Below are 18,974 nucleotides of genomic sequence, written 5' to 3' on the forward strand. Positions count from 1 at the left end.
CGGGAATCATGCAATCGTTCATCTATCAGGGCATGCCGTCGCGCGTGGTGTTCGGCGCGGGGAGCATCGAACATCTCGAACGCGAGATCGAACTGCTGGGCGCACAGCGCGCGCTCATCCTTTCGACGCCGCCGCAGCGCGATCAGGCCGAAGCGCTCGCCGAACGCATCGGCCCGCGCGCGGCCGGCGTGTTCGCGCAAGCGGTGATGCACGTGCCGGTCGAAACGGCGCGCGAGGCTCGCGAGTATGCGGCGCGTATCGGCGCGGATTGCGCGATCGCCATCGGCGGCGGCTCGACGACAGGCTTAGGCAAGGCAATTGCGTTGACATCGTCGCTGCCGATACTCGCCGTGCCGACCACGTACGCGGGCTCGGAGATGACGCCCATCTACGGTCTCACCGAAGCCGGCCTGAAGAAGACCGGCCGCGACATGCGCGTGTTGCCGAAGACCGTGATCTACGATCCGCAACTCACGGTCTCGCTGCCCGCTTCGCTTTCGGTGACGAGCGGCATCAACGCGATTGCGCACGCCGCCGAAGGGCTTTATGCGCAGGACGCGAATCCCGTCGTGAGCCTGATGGCCGAAGAAGGCATTCGCGCGCTCGCGCAAGGCATCGGCAAGGTGGTTGCAAAGCCGGACGATCTCGATGCCCGCAGCGATTGCCTCTATGGTGCGTGGCTGTGCGGCGCGGTGCTGGGCAGCGTCGGCATGTCGCTGCATCACAAGCTGTGTCATACGCTCGGCGGCACGTTCAATCTGCCGCACGCGGAGACGCATACCATCGTGTTGCCGCATGCGCTCGCCTATAACCGCGATGCCGCGCCCGATGCAATGAAGCGCATCGCTCGCGCGCTCGCCTCGGACGATGCCGCCCAGGGCACGTTCGAACTCGCGCGCGCGAACGGTGCGCCGACGGCGTTGAAAGACATCGGCATGAAGGAAAGCGATATCGATATCGCCGTCGATGTCGCATTGAAAAGCCCATACTGGAACCCTCGACCGATCGAACGCGCGCCGTTGCGCGCGTTGCTGGAAGCGGCCTACGAAGGACGACGACCATGAACGAGTCACTGACGCAAAACGTCACCGAAGCCTTCAGCCGGTGCGCCGATGCACGCACGAAGGAAATCGTCACCGCGCTCGTGCGCCATCTGCACGCGTTCGCGCGCGAAGTGAACCTCACGCACGACGAGTGGCGGCAAGGCATCGACTTCCTCACGGCCACGGGAAAGAAGTGCGACGGCATTCGCCAGGAGTTCATTCTGCTGTCGGATACGCTGGGTCTTTCGATCGTTCTCGACGACATCAATCAGCATCACGATGACGCTGCGACCGAAAGCAGCCTGCTCGGCCCGTTCTATCGCGATGGCGTGAAGGAATCGGCGTTCGGTGCGAACATCGCGCAAAGCGACGGCGAACCGGTGTTCTTTCATGGCACCGTCAGCGATACGAACGGAAGGCCCGTCGCCGATGCATTGATCGAAGTGTGGCAGACCGCGCCGAACGGCATGTATGAAGGACAGGACCCGGACCAGCCCGAAGGCAATCTGCGCGGCCGCTTTCGCACGAACGCGAACGGCGCGTACGCGTTTCATTCGATCAAGCCGACGAGCTATCCCATTCCGACCGATGGCCCCGTTGGACGGTTGCTCGTCGCGACCGGTCGTCACCCGATGCGTCCCGCGCATATCCACTTTCGTATCGACGCGCCGGGCTACGAGTCGCTCACGACCGCGCTCTATTCTTCCGACGATCCTTACGTGAACTCCGATGCGGTGTTCGGCGTAAAGCCTTCGCTCGTCGTCGAGTACGCGCCGAAAGAGGGCGGATATGAAGTCGCGCGCGATTTCACGCTGATCGCGAAGGCGCGAGCGTGAACGCGATCTGTTCGCTCGACGACGTGCCCGACGGCGGCGGCCTCGAAGCCGCGCCGTCGGTTCTCGTGCTGCGCCGTGGCGGCGAAGCGTGGGCGTATCGCAACGTCTGCCCGCACTTCTCGATACCGCTCAACTACGAGCCGGATGCGTTCTGGACCTACGAAGGCGGACTGCTGATGTGCGCCCATCACAGCGCGATGTTTCGCTTCGAGGACGGCGTGTGCGTCGATGGTCCGTGTCTCGGCGCGAGCCTCAGGCGCATTCCGATCCGCATCGAAAATGGCGTCGTGCTGGTCGCGGAAGACGTGCTTACATCGGATGCGCGGCGATGAAATTCTTGAACGCGGTGTAAGCGGGCTTCGGCGTGAAGCCGTCGAACTTCAGGAGACCGTATGCGCCTTCGCCGTGCACGGGATCGTCGTCATAGAGCTCGTAGGCCTGAATCGATTCGATATCGTATGTCGATGCAAGCGCGACGAACTGCGCCATCATGCGATTGCCGACGAGATACGCGGCGATCTGCTGATCGGTGCCGTAGTTCGGGCGCACGCCGAACTCGTTGATCCAGATCGGCTTGCCGAGCGCCTTGAGGTCGGCGAGCACGTCATGACAGCCGGTGCCGCCGCACGCGTTGGTGATATCGCCCTGTTCCGAGTACCAGTGCCACGCGGTGATGTCCCAGTCGACGACAGGATGCCCGACGGTGCCATCGGGCTCCATGCCCGCCGCGAGCATCTGTTGAAAGCCGTAGTGCAGCCACGTGCCGCCGCCCATGACGATCTTGCCGGACGTGTCCACCGACTTGATGCCCGCGATCATCCCGCGAATCACGCCGCGCAGGATTCGGAACTTCACGATATCGAATTGCTGCGGATAGATGCCATCGACATTGCCGATGAGCAATTGCGCTTCCATCTCGTTGGTGACTTCGTAGTATGGGTAGCGGCGCGAGGTCGCCGTCTGCTGTCCGAGCGCGAAGCCCACATCGTACGCTTCGGTTTCGTCGTTGAACGTATCGATGCTCATGAGCATCACCGGATACACGGTGATGCCCCCGGCCGCCATCGTTTGAGCGATGCCCGCGAGCTTGTTCGCGGTGCCCTGGCTATATACCTCGTTGCGATACAGCTTCACGCCCAGGTCCTGCAATTGCGAAAGCTGCAACGCGGGGCTGGAGATATCGTAGGCGCCGCCCTCGTTATTGTGGCCGTTCACGCCGTAGAAGGGCCGGACGGATGGCAGCGGCGTCGTGGTGTCGCCGGCGGTGCTGCCCGGATTCGTCGATGAAGAATTCGTCGTGATGTTCGTCGTTTCCGTGCCCGAGGCCGGAATATCCGTTGCCGGGACGGGCACGGCGGATGCGGATGCGGAGGCGGTTGCGGTCGCGGTCGCGGTCGCGGTTGCACTGCCGCTACGCGAGGCGTCCGAGGATGAAGCGGCGCTGTCGCCACCGCCGCCACCGCCGCCGCATGCGGCAAGCAGCACGCTCGCCGCGACCGCGAACGTGACGGCTTTGCATAGATTGAAGTTCGTCATGTACATACGCACTACTAACTGGTAGATATTCGTGTCCACGAAGTAGGCGCACGTTCCGCGAGTCGTCCGGGCGAAGACGGACGGACCGATGACGGACCTTCATCCCGCGTCAGGCGCGAAATGAGTGGAATGCTCGTCTGTCAGCCCCGATGAGCCGCCCGGAGAAGGGCGCTGCCGGAAGCAGGGGCGAAGGAAAGACCGCGCCGAAACCGGTCTCAATAGGGTTTACGGCGGGGATGGACGAGACTTGAACGCGTTTCGCGCAAAGCAAACGTTGCGACGATACGCGATCGGGAATTCTTACCCCGAATGCGGCCGATCCGCTTCGAGCGGTGAGCCGCCCAGGATCGACGTGGCATCGGCGCGTGCGTTGTCGAGTTGCACGACGCTCGCCTGACGCGCCGCGAGCGCGTCGCGGTTCGCGATTGCGGTGAAGATCGCCTTGTGACGCGGCAGCGACAGCGCGTGCGTGTTCGGATGACGGCTCGTCAACTTGATCGATTCGCTGAGCGCGAGCGACAGCATGTTGCCGATATACGAGAGCATGTCGTTGTGCGTCGCCGTCATGATCGCGCGATGAAACGCCAGATCCGGTTCGAGCAGATCTTCCGCGGTTTGCGCACCTTCCATCCGTTCATAGGCGACGGCAATGTGCGCGATGTCCTCGTCCGTGGCGGAAATGGCCGCGAGCGCCGCAGCGGCCGGCTCGATGATCTGGCGCACCGTCATCAGCGAGCGGAAGAACTCGCCTTCGGGAAGATGGTTGATGGTCCAGACGAGCACATCGGGGTCGAGCATGTGCCACTCGTCGCGTGCGCGCACGACGCTGCCCACGCGCGGCTTCGATACGACGAGTCCTTTCGCAACGAGCACGCGCGTCGCCTCGCGCAGCACAGGCCGGCTCACGCCGTAGCTTTCGCACAGCGTGGGCTCGGCGGGAAGACGCTCGCCCGGCCTGATGCGCCCGCTCACGATCTGCATGCCGAGCTCCTGCACGATGCGTCCGTGCATGCTCTTGCGTTGCTTGGGGTTGCGGTAATCCATGATGCGGCCTGCGCGATGTCTAGCTTGCGGTCGTCGCGCGCATCGCCCGATATTCCCGCCTCACGATATCCATCAACTCCGCGACCGACGTATTCGCGCTGCGCTGCTCGTACGTCACGCGTCCGCGCTGCATCAACATGATGCGATCCGCGATATCGAGCGTCTGCGCATAGTTGTGCATGATCATGATGATCGAGAGGCCGCCTTTCTCTTTCAGGCGCATCACGAGATCGATGATGAGCGCGGCCTCGCGCGCGCCCATCGCGGCGAGCGGTTCGTCGAGGAGCAGAATCTTCGCGTTCGAATGCACCGCGCGCGCGACGGCGATGGCCTGACGCTGGCCGCCCGACAATCGCTCGACGGGCAGGTCGACGGAAGGCACGTGCACGCCGATATCCTCGAGGCATTGCGCCGCACGCTCGCGCATCTGCTTGTGATCGACGAGACGAAATGGTCCTCGCCGCACGATCTCGCGATTGAGGAACATGTTGTGGTAGATCGACAGCGAATTCGCGAGCGCGAGATCCTGATACACGCATTCGATGCCGAGCGCGCGCGCATGATCGACCGACTTGAGCAACGTCTCTTCGCCGTGTACGTGCAGCGCGCCGCTCGTCTGCTGATGAAAGCCCGTGAGTATCTTGACGAGCGTGGACTTGCCCGCGCCGTTGTCGCCGAGAATGCCGAGGATTTCGCCCTTGCCGAGCGTGAGCGATACGCCGTCGAGCGCGGTGACCGCGCCGAAGCGCTTGACGAGGTTATCGCCGCGCAGTGCGAGATCGTTCATCACCGTGCTCCCTTGCGGCGGATGCGCCCGACGTGAATGTTGAAGATCATCGCGGCGAGAATCGCGGCTCCGAGAATGATGTTGAACGTGAACGCATTGATGCCGATGAGCGTGAAGCCGTCGCTCAGAATGCCGAGCACCGCCGCGCCGAGCAAACCGCCGACGATCGTGCCCGAGCCGCCCGTCAACGGCGTGCCGCCGATCACGGCCGCGGCGACCGCGAGGAACATGATCTGATTGCCGCCCGCTTGCGGATCGATCGACGTGATGCGAAAGCTTTCGAGAATGCCCGTGAAGCCCGCGAGCACGGCGGCGATCACGAAGTTACCGAGCCGCAGCCGGTTCACGTGGATGCCGGCCTCGCTCGCCCCGAGCGCATTCGCGCCCGCCGCCTGCGTATGCAGACCCCAGCGCGTATGCCGCAACAACACGTGCATGACGAACGCGATCGCCACGGTCCAGATGATCTCGCTATAGCCCCACGCGCCCATGACGGCGGCGAATTCCGGCGAGCCGGGCGTCGCGGCGGGCGTGCCGCGCGAAAGCGTCAACGTGATGCCGTTGATCAGAAAGAGCGTGCCGAGCGTCGTCACGAAGGAGGGCAGACGCAAATAGACCGTCACCGCTCCGTTGACGAAGCCGATGATCGAGGCCGCGACGAGCCCCGCGATCACCGCGAGCCACATCGGCGCGCCCGCCTCGTTCGCGAAGACCATCATGAACGGCGCGAACGCGAACACCATGCCCGCCGACAGATCGATGTCGCCGCCGATCATCAACATGATCTCGCCGAACGCGATGATCGCCACCGGCGCGACATACTGCGAGAGATTGACGAGGCTCGCGTTGCTCAGCAGGAAGTCGTGATTGACGAACTGGAAATACGCCGCGAGCAGCGCGGCGACGAGCAGGATGCGCAACTCGGGCGCCCAATGCGACGCCCACGCACCGCGCGGACTGCTCATTTGCGCGGGCGTGGTTGCTTTACGAGGTTCGTTCACTGTGTTCATCAGGACTTGATCGCGCCTTTCATCGGCACGATTTGCGGCTTGGTGGTCTTGCCTTCATAACGCGTCGAGGTGTTCAGATAAGGCTCGACCGTGTCCTTCGTCACGAACTTGAGACCCGTGTTGATGTTCGCCGGCCCGACGAGCCCGCCCGAGGCGAGGAACACGAACGCCTCCATCACGGTATAAAAGCCCTGCACGTAGGGCTGCTGGTCGATGGTGAAATCGAGGAAGCCTTCGTGAATGAGCTGAATGGTCTGCGGCAACAGATCGAAGCCGCCGCCATGCACGCCCTTCGACGGCAGGTTCGATTCCTTCATCACCTGCGCGACGCCCTGCGTGCTGCCCGCATCGACGGCGAACATGCCTTTCAGGTCCTGATGGCCGAGATAGAACGACTTGATCTTCGAAAGCTCTTCGTTGACGGTCGCGCCTGTCGCCACGGTTTGAATGTCGATCTTCTTGCCTGACTTCTTGATCGCATCGCTCGCGCCGTCGAGACGCGGCTGGATGTTCAATTGCCCCGGCGTCGCGATGAAGAGCGCGACCATGCCGCTGTCGATCATGCTCGCGATGCGCTCGCCCATCTGATAACCCGACAAATACAGGTCCTGACCGATATACGCGAGGCGCGGATTGCTCTTGCCGCGCGGCGCGTCGGCGTTGTAAGCGAAGACGGGAATGCCGGCGTCGAGCGCGGCCTGGATGGGCTTGTCGAATGCGTTCGGATCGACGATAGGCACGGCGATCGCGTCGGCTTTCGCGGCGATCGCCGAGTTCACCGCGCGCACCATTTCGCCCGCGTCGGACGTGGCCGAGCCGGTCCACTGATAGTCCATGCCGAACATGGAGCACGCGTCCTGAATGCCGTACTGCGTAGGCACGAAGAACGGATTCGTCGTCACATGATTGACGAACACGATCTTCCATTTCTTGTGCTGCGGGAACGCCGCTTCGGCCGCCTGCGCGGTCGAGATCAGCCCGCCGCCGCCGGCCACGCCGCCCAGGAGCGACAGCGCCGCGCCGAGTCCCGCGCCCTGCATGATGCCGCGCCGGCCCGCACTGATGAGCTTGCTGTCTTTTGCGTCGTCATCCCGATCTTGCGCCATGTGTTCCTCCGTTCTCTTCTTCGTTGGTCGATGGGTCGACTCATCGTCGATCACGTTCAGATACTGGGTTTCACGGCACGTCGTCCGCACGCGGCTTTCATGAATGAAAGACGTGAGCGTTGCGGACGACGATGCGAACAGTGTGCGAGAGGGCGATTCGAAAGCGCGGCGTATTTGAACTAGTAATTGGGAACTGCAAAGTCCGCGCGCCGACTTCAATAGACAAACTATATGCAGAGTGTTTTGACGTTTCGATTAGCGTTTTCCCGGTGCATGTCCTCGATATAGTCATGCTATTTATAGGACTTTCTTGCAGAGTGAGCACAGCCATGAGCGCCCCCAAAACCAAGCTCCGCTCGGCCGCGTGGTTCGGCACCGCCGACAAGAACGGCTTCATGTACCGGAGCTGGATGAAAAACCAGGGCATTCCGGATCACGAGTTCGCGGGCAAGCCGGTCATCGGCATATGTAATACGTGGTCCGAACTAACGCCGTGCAATTCGCACTTTCGCAAGCTCGCCGAACACGTGAAGCGCGGCGTGTATGAAGCGGGCGGATTTCCCGTCGAGTTTCCGGTGTTCTCGAACGGCGAATCGAACCTGCGGCCTACCGCGATGTTCACGCGCAATCTCGCGAGCATGGACGTCGAGGAAGCGATACGCGGCAATCCCGTCGATGCGGTCGTGCTGCTCGTCGGCTGCGACAAGACGACGCCCGCGCTGCTGATGGGCGCGGCGAGTTGCGACGTGCCCGCGATCGTCGTCTCCGGCGGCCCGATGCTCAACGGCAAGCACGAAGGCCGCGACATCGGCTCGGGCACCGTCGTGTGGCAATTGAGCGAGCAGGTCAAGGCGGGCAAGATTTCGATCCACGAATTCATGTCGGCGGAAGCGGGCATGTCGCGTTCCACGGGCACCTGCAACACGATGGGCACCGCATCGACGATGGCCTGCATGGCCGAAGCGCTCGGCGTCACGCTGCCGCACAACGCGGCGATCCCGGCCGTCGATTCGCGGCGCTATGTGCTCGCGCATCTGTCGGGCATGCGCATCGTCGAGATGGCCCTGGAAGACTTGCGTCTTTCGAAGCTGCTCACGCGCGAGGCGTTCGAGAATGCGATTCGCGCAAACGCGGCGATCGGCGGTTCGACGAATGCGGCGATTCATCTGAAGGCGATTGCGGGGCGCATCGGCGTGAAGCTCGAACTCGACGACTGGACGCGCATCGGCCGCGGCACGCCGACGCTCGTCGACCTGCAGCCGTCGGGCCGCTTCCTGATGGAAGAGTTTTATTACGCGGGTGGTTTGCCTGCAGTCTTGCGGCGTCTCGGCGAAGCGAACCTGATTCCGCATCCGGATGCGCTCACCGCGAACGGCCACACGCTCTGGGAGAACGTGAAGGAAGCGCCGCTTTACAACGACGAAGTGATTCGCCCGATCGAGAAGCCGCTCGTCGCGGATGGCGGATTGTGCGTGCTGCGCGGCAATCTCGCGCCGAACGGCGCGGTGCTGAAGCCATCGGCGGCGACGCCCGCGCTGCTGAAGCATCGCGGCCGCGCGGTCGTCTTCGAGAACTTCGACGACTACAAGCGGCGTATCGCCGATCCCGATCTCGATGTCACGGCGGACTCCGTGCTCGTGATGAAGAACTGCGGCCCGAAGGGCTATCCGGGCATGGCCGAGGTCGGCAACATGGGCCTGCCGCCGAAGCTGCTGGCGCAAGGCGTGACGGACATGGTGCGCGTATCGGATGCGCGCATGAGCGGCACGGCGTATGGCACGGTGGTGCTGCACGTCGCACCCGAGGCGCGCGCGGGCGGGCCGCTCGCGATCGTGCGCGACGGCGACTGGATCGAGCTCGATTGCGACAAGGGCCTGCTGCGCATCGATATCGACGACGAGGAAATCCGCACGCGCCTCGATGCGTGGCTAGCGGCGAAGAGCGAGATTCCCGAGGATCGCACGGGCTATCGCAAGCTGTATGTGGAGCACGTGTTGCAAGCCGATGAAGGTTGCGACTTCGACTTTCTCGTCGGCTGCCGTGGCGCGGAAGTGCCGAAGCATTCGCACTGAGCGCGTCACTTGCGCGGCGTCCATGTAGCAATCGCGACGCCGAGCACGGCGACGCCCATCGCCCACCATGCGGCCGCCGGCAACACTTCGCCGAGGAAGAAGTAGGACAGCACCGCGGCCGCGGGCGGGATGAAGAAGAACAGCGACGCCACTTGCGATACCTTGCCCGCGCGCGTCATCGCGAGCAGCAGCGTGATCGCGATCAGCGAATTGCCGATCACGAGATAAGCGAGCGTTGCGATGAACGTGGGCGTCCATTGCACTTGCGTGTGCTCGAAGCCGAGCGCCATCGGCGCGCAGAACACGAAGCCGACGCTGTACTGCACGAGGTTCGACGTGATCGGATCTTGCGCCGTGCCGAGCCGTTTTTCGTAGAGCATCGCGCCCGTGATGCCGATGAGCGCGCCGACTGCGAGCAGCACCGGCCCGAGCGCATCCGCATGCAGCGGCCCGCGTGCGACGATCACGCCCGCCGCGCCCGCGAGACCGAGCAGCAAGCCGATCCAGCGCCGCACGCCGATTCGCTCGCCGACGAACTTCGGCGCGAGCACGCCGACGAGAATCGGCTGCAAGGAGACGATCAACGCGAGCACGGATGTCGCGATGCCCGCTGTCATCGACAGATAGCTGAGCCCGAAGTACATCACCTGCACGAGAAAGCCGACAACGCCGAGATGCAGCCACGCGCGCGCGCCGCGCGGCCACTGCGGACGCCTGAACGCGCACACGGCGAGCAGCACGCCGACGCTCAACGCGAAGCGTATCGATAGAAACGTCAGCGGCGAGGCGTAGTGCAGGCCGGTCTTCGCAATGGGAAAACCCGCGGACCAGAGCAGCAGAAAGAGAACGGGTCCGCCGACGGTGAGCCAGCGGCGTTCGTTACGCGTGTCGATGCGCGGCGCTTGCGCCATGTTCGCGTCCTTGTGTTCGTGTGCAACGAAAGTACCGATTGTAGTGTTCGAGACGACGCGCACGAACTGTGAGACATTCTGCTTTCATCTGTAGCGTGCGATCTCCGGCTCTCCAGAGCCGGACGCACGTCGAGGTCCGCGAGTTCGAGCGGCAGCAGAAAGGATGGCGGAGAAGGGCGCGCGTGCGAGCGGCACGCCGTTCGTCAGCTTCTTCACGCCGCCGCAGATTCAGGCTCTGGCGCGCGATACGGGCTTCAAGGACGCGCAGCATGTTTCGGCGGCAGATCTCACCCGTCGATACTTCACGAACAGAACCGATGGCCTGCGTCCGCCGAACAATGCCGAAGAACTGCTGATCGCCAACACATAGGCTCGCCATGCCCAAGATCGACCTCGCCGCCGTGCCCAAGATAAAAGGCTCGGGATATCCGCCGCCGTTCGATGCGCCGTGCGCCGATCGCACTCGTCAGCGTCTCGGCGACGCGGGCGGTCTCGGCGATTTCGGCGTGAATCTGATGCGTCTGCCGCCGGGCGGATGGTCGAGCCAGCGTCACTGGCATTCGCACGAGGACGAGTTCGTCCATGTGCTTGAAGGCGAACTGGTGCTGATCGAGGACGAAGGCGAAACGACTTTGCGCGCGGGCGATTGCGCAGCGTTTCCGAAGGGAACGGGGAACGGCCACCACATGATCAACCGTTCGGACAAGGTCGCCGTGTATCTGGAAGTCGGCAGCCGCGTGTATGAGGACCTCACGACCTGTTCCGACATCGACATGATGAGCGCCAACGCCGATGGCCGCTTCGTCCACAAGGACGGCTCGCCGATCGATTCGACGAACGTCTAGTCGCGATCTGGTTCCGCCACGCGCACGGCGACATCCGAGGCGGCGAGGCTCTCGGCCATCCATTCGGGCGGCGGGGAATCGGTGAAGAGCGCATCGATCTGACTGAGATGCCCGAGCTTGACGAGCGCGGCGCGGCCGAACTTCGAATGATCGGCCACGAGAAACACGGTGCGCGACTGCTCGACGATCGCCTGCGCCACGCGCACCTCGGCGATGTCGAAGTCGCGCAGCGTGCCATCCGCCTCGATGCTCGAAATGCCGATGATCCCGAAGTCCACCTTGAACATCCGGATGAAGTCGACCGCCTGCTCGCCGACCACGCCCTTGTCGCGCGCGCGCACCTTTCCGCCCGCGACCAGCAACTCGGCGTCCGACTCGTCCGCGAGAATGTTCGCCACGTTGAGGTTGTTCGTGATGACGCGCAAACCCGTGTGTTGACGCAGCGCGCGGGCGACTTCCTCGGTCGTCGTGCCGAGGTTGATGAAGAGCGTCGCCTGATTCGGGATTTCGGATGCGACGAGCTTGGCGATGCGCCGTTTTTCTTCGAGATACATGTGCTGGCGCGCCGTGTAGGCGGTGTTCTCCGAACTCGTCAGCGCGCTCGCGCCGCCATGATAGCGGCGCAGCAGATTCTGGTCGGACAGCCAGTTCACGTCGCGCCGGATGGTTTGCGGCGTGACCTGGAATTGTGCCGCGAGGTCGTCGATGGTCGCGAAGCCATCGCGGGCGACACGGTCGAGCAGCGCCCGCTGCCTGCCGTTGAGTGCTTGATCGGATGTCATCGGGCTGCGCGCAATCGCAAAAAAATGAAAACTGTCGGATGGGCGAGTGTACGACGAAATACACACCGTCCTGTCAAAAGCCCACTCAGAGGTCTGACGGGAGACGTAAAAGTGTGTCCGTAACCGGCTTTCCGCCACCTGCGTCCGGTGTTAGGATGATTGAAAACGAATATTATTATTCGTTTTCGAACATAAACCAAAACCGGCTGTCTGGAGTTGGCGGCATGAGCCAGCAACGTTTCATTCTCGCGCTCGACCAGGGAACGACCAGTTCCCGCGCGCTGCTTTTCGACCGCTCGGGTGGTGTCGCCGCGAGTGCTCAACGCGAATTCGCGCAGCATTATCCGCAGCCCGGCTGGGTCGCGCACGATCCATCCGATATCTGGCGATCGCAGCTCGACGTCGCGCTGGAAACCGTGCGAAAGGCCGGCGCGCGAGGCTCGGAGATCGCGGCGATCGGCATTGCGAACCAGCGCGAGACGACGCTCCTGTGGGACCGGCGCACGGGCGCGCCCATCGGGCCGGCCATCGTATGGCAGGACCGGCGCACCGCTCCGCACTGCGCGCGATTGATCGAGAGCGGCGCGCAGACGCTCATCGAGCGCAAGACGGGTTTGCGCATCGACCCGTATTTTTCCGCGACCAAGCTCGCGTGGCTGCTCGACAGCGCGCCGGATGTACGGGCGCGCGCGCGCCGCGGCGAACTGGGGTTCGGCACCGTCGATAGCTGGCTCGTCTGGAATCTGAGCGGGCGCCGCGCCCACGTGACGGACATATCGAATGCCGCGCGTACCGCGCTCTTCGATATTCACGCATGCCGCTGGGACGACGAACTGCTCGCGCTCTTCGATATCCCGCGCGCCGTGCTGCCCGAGGTGGTGCCGTCGAGCGGCGTCATCGCGCACACGGATGCCGCGTTGTTCGGCGCGGCCATTCCGATCACGGGCGTCGCCGGCGATCAGCAGGCCGCGACCTTCGGCCAGGGATGCGTCGAGCCCGGTCTCGTGAAGAACACGTACGGCACCGGTCTTTTCATGCTGATGAACACGGGCGCGCAGCCCGTCGCATCGAGGCATCGTCTTCTGACGACGATCGGCTGGCAGCTCGACGGCCGTCTCACGTACGCGCTGGAAGGCGCGGTCTTCATGGGCGGCGCGATCGTTCAATGGCTGCGCGATGGTCTCGGCATCATCGAGAGTGCGCAGGCGATCGGCGCGCTGGCGGCGCAATGCGAATTGAGCGAAGGCGTCGTGCTCGCGCCGGCTTTCGCCGGACTCGGCGCGCCGTATTGGGATCCGTATGCACGCGGCACGCTGCTCGGCATGACACGCGGCACGACGCGCGCGCATATCGCGCGGGCGGCGCTCGAAGCCATCGCGCTCCAGACCGTCGATGTCCTCACCGCGATGGAAGCCGATGCGGGCATCGCCGTGAGCGAGCTTCGCGCGGACGGCGGCGCGTCGCAAAACGACTTGTTGATGCAGATTCAGGCCGATCTGCTCGACAGGCCCGTCGTGCGTCCGGCCGTCACCGAAACCACCGCGTTGGGCGCCGCCTGTCTCGCGGGGCTCGGCTCCGGCTTCTGGTCGGGTCTCGACGAAATCACGCGCGCATGGCCGGCCGCGCATCGCTTCGAACCCGCGATGCCCGCGCACGCGCGCGCAGCGCACATCGAACGCTGGCACCGCGCGATCGAGCGCGCCCGCGGCTGGGAATCGCCCGCCGCTCAATCCACCTGCGTTACTGCCTGACATGCAAGCCATAACTCCTTCCGACCGCGCATCGCTCCTGCGCGAACTGGACAAGACGCCGCTCTTCGATGTCGTCGTGATCGGCGGCGGCGCAAGCGGCCTCGGCACGGCCGTCGACGCGGCATCGCGCGGTTACCGGACCTTGCTGCTGGAGGCGCGCGACTTCGCCAAAGGCACGTCGAGCAAGGCCACCAAGCTCGTTCATGGCGGCGTGCGCTATCTCGCGCAAGGCAACATTCCGCTCGTTCGCGAGGCGCTGCGCGAGCGCGGCCTGCTCGCGCGCAACGCGCCGCATCTCGTGCATGCGCTCGGGTTCGTCGTTCCGGCGTATCGCTTCGGAGACAAGCTGATCTACGGCGCGGGACTGAAAATGTACGACTGGCTCGCGGGCTCGTTGAACCTCGGCGCGAGCCGAAGCCTGGGCCTCGCGGAAACGCGCGCGAAATCGCCGATGCTCGCCGAAAGCCTCGGCGGCCACGCGCTGCGCGGCGGCACGCTCTACTGCGACGGACAGTTCGACGACGCCCGTCTCGCCATCGCGCTGATGCGCACGCTGTTCGACCTCGGCGGCGTCGCGCTGAACAATGCCGCTGTGAGCGGCGTCGGCTTCGATCGCGCGGCGGGGCATCATCGGCTGCTGGTGACGGACGCCGAAACGGGCGACAACCTTACCGTCGGCGCGCGCTGCCTCATCAACGCGACGGGCGTCTGGGTCGACTCGATCCGCGCGATGGCCGAACCCGGCGCGCGCCCGATCGTCGCGCCGAGCCAGGGCGTGCACCTGACCTTGCCGGGCCGCTTCCTGCAAAGCAACGACGCGATTCTCGTGCCGAAGACGAAAGACGGCCGCGTACTGTTCATGGTGCCGTGGCACGGCCACACGATCGTCGGCACGACCGATACGCCGCGTCAGGACTTGCCGCTCGACCCGCGCGCAAGCGACGAGGACATCGACTTCATTCTGGCGACGGCGTCGGATTATCTGTCGGTGAAGCCCACGCGCGACGACGTCCTGAGCGTCTGGGCGGGGCTTCGTCCGCTCGTGAAAGCCGGCGCGCAGGCATCGACGGCGGCGCTCTCGCGCGAACATACGATCGAAATGAACGCAACGGGCATGATTACCGTGACGGGCGGCAAGTGGACGACGTATCGTCTGATGGCGCAACAAGTTATCGATCTCGCCGTCGCGAAGCGGCTGTTGCCGGATGCGCCTTGCCGGACGGCCTCGCTGCCGCTGCACGGCGCGACGGCGGAGCAGCACGGCCAGTACGGTTCCGATGCCGCCTTGATCGAGCGTTTGCCGGGCGCGCAAAACGTGCTGGTGAAGGCCAGCGGGCTGACCGAGGCGCAGACGCGCTTCGCGGTTCGGGCGGAACTCGCGCGCGGTGTCGAGGATGTGCTGGCGCGGCGCAACCGCGCGCTGTTTCTCGATGCCGCCGCCGCCCGCGACGCCGCGCCGGAAGTCGCCAGAATCATGGCGGAAGAGCTGGGACAGAGCGCGCGCTGGCGCTCCGAAGAGGTCGCGCGTTTCAACGACTTCGCGCGAACCTGGATGTTGTCGTAACCGTTCGGCTTGCCGGGCGTCCGATCAGAACGCGTGCCGGACGCCCACCATCGCGACGAACTGCGACGGTCCCGACGAAGGCGACGTATTCTGCGAATCGCCGACGACCGCCACCGTGTTTGCGATAGCCAGACCGCCCGCCGCGCCCGACGCGACGAGCGATTTGCCGCGCGCGCGCTGATACGCCTGCAACGCATAGAAGGTGGTCCGCGCCGACAGGCTGTACGTCTCTTCGAACGAAACCTGATGATATTGCGCCGGATCGGCGATGCCGTTCGCCTTGCTCGCGCGCGTGTAGCCGTAGCCCGCCGCGACATTGACCGCCGGCGTGAACCGGTAAGTTGCGATGACGCCGTAGCTGTTGAAGACCGCTTCATCGGCGAACAGCGAATGCGAGCCCGGCGCGTACTGCACGTTGGAATAGTTGAGGCCGAGCATGAGATCGTTGTACGTGTAGCGCGCGGCGGCCGCAATCAGTTGGGCGCTCTGCGCGCTCGCATAGCCGTTGTTCACCGGCGAATTGATCGCGAAGGTGCCGAGCGCGGGGCTCGTCGCGATGTCCTTCAGCTTGACGTAGCCCGCCGCGAGCGCCACCGGCTTGTAGTCGTAGCGCAGCGCGGCGCTGAAATTGCTGCCGTCCGCGATGCTGCCCGGCACGCCGCCGAGACCGTATTGCGCGCTGAACGCGAGCCCCGCGATGACCGGCGAAGCATACGTCACCGCGTTGTTGAAGCGCAGCGTGGTGTCGAGCGCATCGACGTCGCCGGGATGCGCGCCGGTCGCGCCGGTCAGCACGCCGGTCGGCCCGAGCGCGCCGACCATGCTGAAGTAGGGCGTGTACTGGCGGCCGAATGTCAGCGTGCCGTAGCGGTCGTTGCTCAGGCCCACATAGGCTTGCCGGTTGAAGATCGTTCCTGCGCTGGCCTGCGCGCCCGTCAACGAATTGACGCCGCTTTCGAGACGGAAGATGGCCCGGGTGCCGCCGCCGAGGTCTTCCGCGCCGAGAAAGCCGAACTTGCTGGCTTGCAGATTTCCCTGGCTCATATAGATGTTCGAATGCCCGCGCTGATTGCTTGCATACGCGAATGCGTTATCGACGACGCCATACAACGTGACGCTGTTTTGCGCCGACGCCGTGCCGCACAACGCCGCGGCCGCAAAGGGAACGGACATGAGGACGCCTGCGCGCGTCCGGACGCGATTCAAAGACTTCATTGCTCGTTGTTTTCCTTCTAGCTTCGATGGGCGATCCGGGTGGATCGAGTCAGCGCGCGAGGCGCAGGGTGAGGTGACGCCAGCCGTCAGCGATGCGCTCGCCGGTCAGTTCGCCCGTCGTGCAGGTCACGCTTCGTGCGTCGGCTGCGGGCACGCTCACGCGGACTTCGTTCTGCACGCGCGGCATCTGGCCGTCACGTTCGATCGCGATGCGCAGGCACCGCGCGTCGCTCTCGATGACGATGCGCCATTTTCCTTGCACGCCGTCGCGCCAGGCCTCGCTGTGGCCGTCGTCTTCGATGCATTCGCCCCGCGCGACGCCGGCACCCGCGCAAGGCAAGGCGATGAACGCGCGTTCATCGGCTGGACGCGCGAAGTGCTGTTCCGCGATATTCAGCGGAATCACGTGACCCTCGCGAATCAGCATGACCGGGCGATCGTGCGGCGCGGGCAGGGTCACGCTCTGACCGCCGTCGAAGATTTCACCGCTCCAGTACGACGCCCAGCGCGCGCCCGCGGGCAGATAAACGTCACGCGCGGTGCGATCCGCGTCCACGACGGGCGCGACGAGCAGCGACGAGCCGACCATCATGTCGTCGCCATCGGCGAGGCAGAGCGGATCGTTCGGAAACTCCGCGAACATCGGCCGCAAAACCGGTTCATAGGCCCGATGCGATTGCCACAGCAGTTCGTACAGGTACGGAATGAGCCGGTAGCGCAACTTGATCAGCCCGGCGACGACTTCCGTGGTCTCGGGATACATCCAGGGTTCGTTGACCGTGCCGTCGTCGTTCCATGAGTGAATCGAAAAGCGCGGCAGGAAGATGCCGAACGCGACCCAGCGCGACAGCAGCTCGGGCCCCGGCGCCGGGCCCGCAAACCCGCCGATGTCGTGCCCGCTGTTCGACACGCCCGACATCGCGAGACCGAGGCCCATCTTCAGATTGAACCGCAGCGTTTCCCACGACGTGTAGTTGTCGCCGGACCACGTCTGCACATAGCGATGCATGCCGACGCCGCCCGAACGCGACACGAGAAAGGGCCGCTCGCCGGGCGCATGTTCGCGCTGCGCGTCGCGCGACGCGCGCATCATCAGTTGCGTCTGCAGAACCTTGGCCTCGCGCGCCGGGAACGCCTCGCCGAAGCCGCGCGCGATTGCGTCGGGGCTCCAGATCTCGAATTCGTTGTTGTCGTTCCACGTCGCGGCCATGCCGTGGCGCAGCAGGCTGTCCTTCACGCGCGTCTTCCACCAATCGATGGTCTGCGGATTCGTGAAGTCGAGATAGGCGCCCAGTTCGTCCCAGAACTGCACCCATGCCGGCTCGCCGTCGCGGGCTTCGATCAGCAGCCCGGCAGCGGCGGCGGATTCGAACAGCGGATGATCCTGCAGCAGACAGGGCTTGATGTTCGGGCACAGGCGCACGCCTTCGCGCAGATAGCTCGCGACGAAGCCGTCAATGTCGGGGAACTTGTCGCGATTCCAGTTGAACACGTAGCGCTTGCCGCCTATCGACGTATAGCCCGACGACAGATGAAACGAGTCGCACAGGATGTCGTGCTCGCGGCATCGTTCGATGAATTCGCTCATGCGCGCCTGCGCATCGGGCGCGTCGGTGTAGCTCATCGTCGAGCCGGAGTAGCCGAGGCCCCACTTCGGCATCCACGCGGGCCGGCCCGTCAGCCACGTGAAGCGGCGCACGGCGTTGAGCGGCGTATCCGGCGACGCGATGAAGTAATAGTCGAGATCGCCATGCTCCGCGATGAAGTGCCGATAGTGCCCGTGATAGTTGTCGAGCTCGCGGCCCATGTCGAAGCGGCAATCGGCGAGCGTGTCGTAGAAGAGGCCGAAGCCTGTGGACGTTTGCGGCTGCCACGTCACGTAAAACGGAATGTGCTTGTAGAGCGGGTCCGTCGTGCGGGCGCTGTAGCCCATGGCATCGACGTTGCGCATTTCGAAGCTCTGATTCGTGCGATCCAGCGAGCCCGCGCGCTCGCCGAGACCGATCACCATCTCGCCCGGCTTGCGCTCGACGTAGTGATAGACGCGCTCGTCCCACCAGCCGAAGTTGTATGCCTGCGTCCTGCGATCGTTCATCGCGTCGTGCCAGCGCCCGCCGCGCCGGATCTGCCACGCACAGAAACCGCCGTCGAGCGCGACCGTCACGCGGATTTGCGCGGTTTCGACGGCGACACGACCGGCATCGTCCGACACTGTGAACGGCACGGGCGCGAAGCCGCTCGTATCGCGGCGGTCGCGTCCTTCGAGCGGCACGTCGTCCTGCCCGGGCGCGATCGCCCACGTGCGCGGGCCGCGCAGTTCGCCGTGCGGCAGCACCAGAACGCGGATGATGTCGTCGGCGAGGACGAACAGTTCGATGCGCGATCCATCGGCGGAACTCAGCACGACGCGTTGGCCCGCCTGTTCCGATACCGCGAAACGCGGACGATTCTTCAAATTGCCCATGAGGTAGC

16 protein-coding genes and 1 pseudogene are annotated in these 18,974 nt (G+C 64.5%); 8 read left to right on the top strand and 9 right to left on the bottom strand.

The genetic code is table 11. The annotated features are described in order from the left end of the window. Positions 1-8: 8 nt before the first annotated feature. From NOV72_RS19750 to NOV72_RS19760, 3 genes are read left to right on the top strand one after another with little or no spacing between them, the layout of a single operon-like run. Entirely contained in the window at positions 9-1,064 is a 1,056-nt protein-coding gene (locus NOV72_RS19750; protein ID WP_106856271.1) for a maleylacetate reductase, read from the top strand. Beyond that, positions 1,061-1,879, top strand: a complete 819-nt coding sequence (locus NOV72_RS19755; RefSeq protein ID WP_106856272.1) for an intradiol ring-cleavage dioxygenase — start codon at positions 1,061-1,063, stop codon at positions 1,877-1,879. The genes NOV72_RS19750 and NOV72_RS19755 overlap by 4 nt, the downstream gene beginning before the upstream one ends. Beyond that, the gene (locus NOV72_RS19760; protein WP_106856273.1) at positions 1,876-2,211 is read left to right on the top strand and encodes a Rieske (2Fe-2S) protein; all 336 of its coding nucleotides are present in this window, start codon (positions 1,876-1,878) and stop codon (positions 2,209-2,211) included. Before NOV72_RS19755 ends, NOV72_RS19760 begins: the two co-directional genes overlap by 4 nt. Here NOV72_RS19760 and NOV72_RS19765 read toward each other — a convergent pair. The 5 genes from NOV72_RS19765 to NOV72_RS19785 all read right to left on the bottom strand — a co-directional run bounded on the left by NOV72_RS19765 (position 2,189) and on the right by NOV72_RS19785 (position 7,362). Continuing rightward, the gene (locus tag NOV72_RS19765; protein WP_245933098.1) at positions 2,189-3,415 is read right to left on the bottom strand and encodes a glycoside hydrolase 5 family protein; all 1,227 of its coding nucleotides are present in this window, start codon (positions 3,413-3,415) and stop codon (positions 2,189-2,191) included. The genes NOV72_RS19760 and NOV72_RS19765 overlap by 23 nt on opposite strands. A 300-nt stretch (positions 3,416-3,715) precedes the next feature. Further along, positions 3,716-4,459: a FadR/GntR family transcriptional regulator gene (locus NOV72_RS19770; RefSeq protein WP_106856274.1), complete on the bottom strand. Its 744-nt coding sequence runs from the start codon at positions 4,457-4,459 to the stop codon at positions 3,716-3,718. A gap of 19 nt (positions 4,460-4,478) precedes the next feature. Beyond that, positions 4,479-5,246 carry an ATP-binding cassette domain-containing protein gene (locus NOV72_RS19775; protein ID WP_106856275.1) on the bottom strand — a complete coding sequence of 256 codons (768 nt, stop codon included), beginning with the start codon at positions 5,244-5,246 and terminating at the stop codon, positions 4,479-4,481. Continuing rightward, positions 5,246-6,256, bottom strand: coding sequence for an ABC transporter permease (locus NOV72_RS19780; protein ID WP_106856276.1), 1,011 nt, complete (start codon positions 6,254-6,256; stop codon positions 5,246-5,248). Before NOV72_RS19780 ends, NOV72_RS19775 begins: the two co-directional genes overlap by 1 nt. Then, positions 6,256-7,362, bottom strand: a complete 1,107-nt coding sequence (locus tag NOV72_RS19785; RefSeq protein WP_106856277.1) for a sugar ABC transporter substrate-binding protein — start codon at positions 7,360-7,362, stop codon at positions 6,256-6,258. Before NOV72_RS19785 ends, NOV72_RS19780 begins: the two co-directional genes overlap by 1 nt. A 329-nt stretch (positions 7,363-7,691) precedes the next feature. Between NOV72_RS19785 and NOV72_RS19790 the strand changes: the two genes are divergently transcribed. Next, complete coding sequence (locus NOV72_RS19790) at positions 7,692-9,434, top strand: IlvD/Edd family dehydratase (RefSeq protein WP_106856278.1); 1,743 nt, start codon at positions 7,692-7,694, stop codon at positions 9,432-9,434. Positions 9,435-9,439: 5 nt separating this feature from the next. Here the strand turns inward: NOV72_RS19790 and NOV72_RS19795 are convergent, their stop codons facing one another. Beyond that, a complete protein-coding gene (locus NOV72_RS19795; protein ID WP_106856279.1) occupies positions 9,440-10,345 on the bottom strand; it encodes a DMT family transporter in 906 nt (301 codons plus the stop codon). A 136-nt stretch (positions 10,346-10,481) separates the two neighbouring features. Between NOV72_RS19795 and NOV72_RS19800 the strand changes: the two are divergent. Both NOV72_RS19800 and NOV72_RS19805 read left to right on the top strand, forming a co-directional pair. Next, positions 10,482-10,715 (top strand): annotated as a pseudogene (locus NOV72_RS19800) (SAM-dependent methyltransferase); the annotation flags it as partial. A gap of 7 nt (positions 10,716-10,722) precedes the next feature. Beyond that, positions 10,723-11,190 (top strand): cupin domain-containing protein, encoded by a 468-nt coding sequence (locus NOV72_RS19805; RefSeq protein WP_106856280.1) that lies wholly within the window; start codon positions 10,723-10,725, stop codon positions 11,188-11,190. Here NOV72_RS19805 and NOV72_RS19810 read toward each other — a convergent pair. Next, complete coding sequence (locus tag NOV72_RS19810) at positions 11,187-11,972, bottom strand: DeoR/GlpR family DNA-binding transcription regulator (RefSeq protein WP_106856281.1); 786 nt, start codon at positions 11,970-11,972, stop codon at positions 11,187-11,189. The genes NOV72_RS19805 and NOV72_RS19810 overlap by 4 nt on opposite strands. Positions 11,973-12,196: 224 nt before the next feature. Between NOV72_RS19810 and glpK the strand changes: the two genes are divergently transcribed. Both glpK and NOV72_RS19820 read left to right on the top strand, forming a co-directional pair. Next, the gene (glpK, locus tag NOV72_RS19815; protein WP_106856354.1) at positions 12,197-13,723 is read left to right on the top strand and encodes a glycerol kinase GlpK; all 1,527 of its coding nucleotides are present in this window, start codon (positions 12,197-12,199) and stop codon (positions 13,721-13,723) included. A 1-nt stretch (position 13,724) separates the two neighbouring features. Continuing rightward, the gene (locus NOV72_RS19820) at positions 13,725-15,287 is read left to right on the top strand and encodes a glycerol-3-phosphate dehydrogenase/oxidase (protein WP_106856282.1); all 1,563 of its coding nucleotides are present in this window, start codon (positions 13,725-13,727) and stop codon (positions 15,285-15,287) included. A gap of 24 nt (positions 15,288-15,311) precedes the next feature. Here the strand turns inward: NOV72_RS19820 and NOV72_RS19825 are convergent, their stop codons facing one another. Next, positions 15,312-16,502, bottom strand: coding sequence for a porin (locus NOV72_RS19825; protein ID WP_106856283.1), 1,191 nt, complete (start codon positions 16,500-16,502; stop codon positions 15,312-15,314). Between the two features lie 49 nt (positions 16,503-16,551). Further along, positions 16,552-18,966, bottom strand: a complete 2,415-nt coding sequence (locus tag NOV72_RS19830) for a glycoside hydrolase family 31 protein (protein ID WP_106856284.1) — start codon at positions 18,964-18,966, stop codon at positions 16,552-16,554. Between the last annotated feature and the right edge of the window lie 8 nt (positions 18,967-18,974).

The organism is Caballeronia novacaledonica (assembly GCF_900258035.1).
GTDB classification, from domain to species: domain Bacteria; phylum Pseudomonadota; class Gammaproteobacteria; order Burkholderiales; family Burkholderiaceae; genus Caballeronia; species Caballeronia novacaledonica.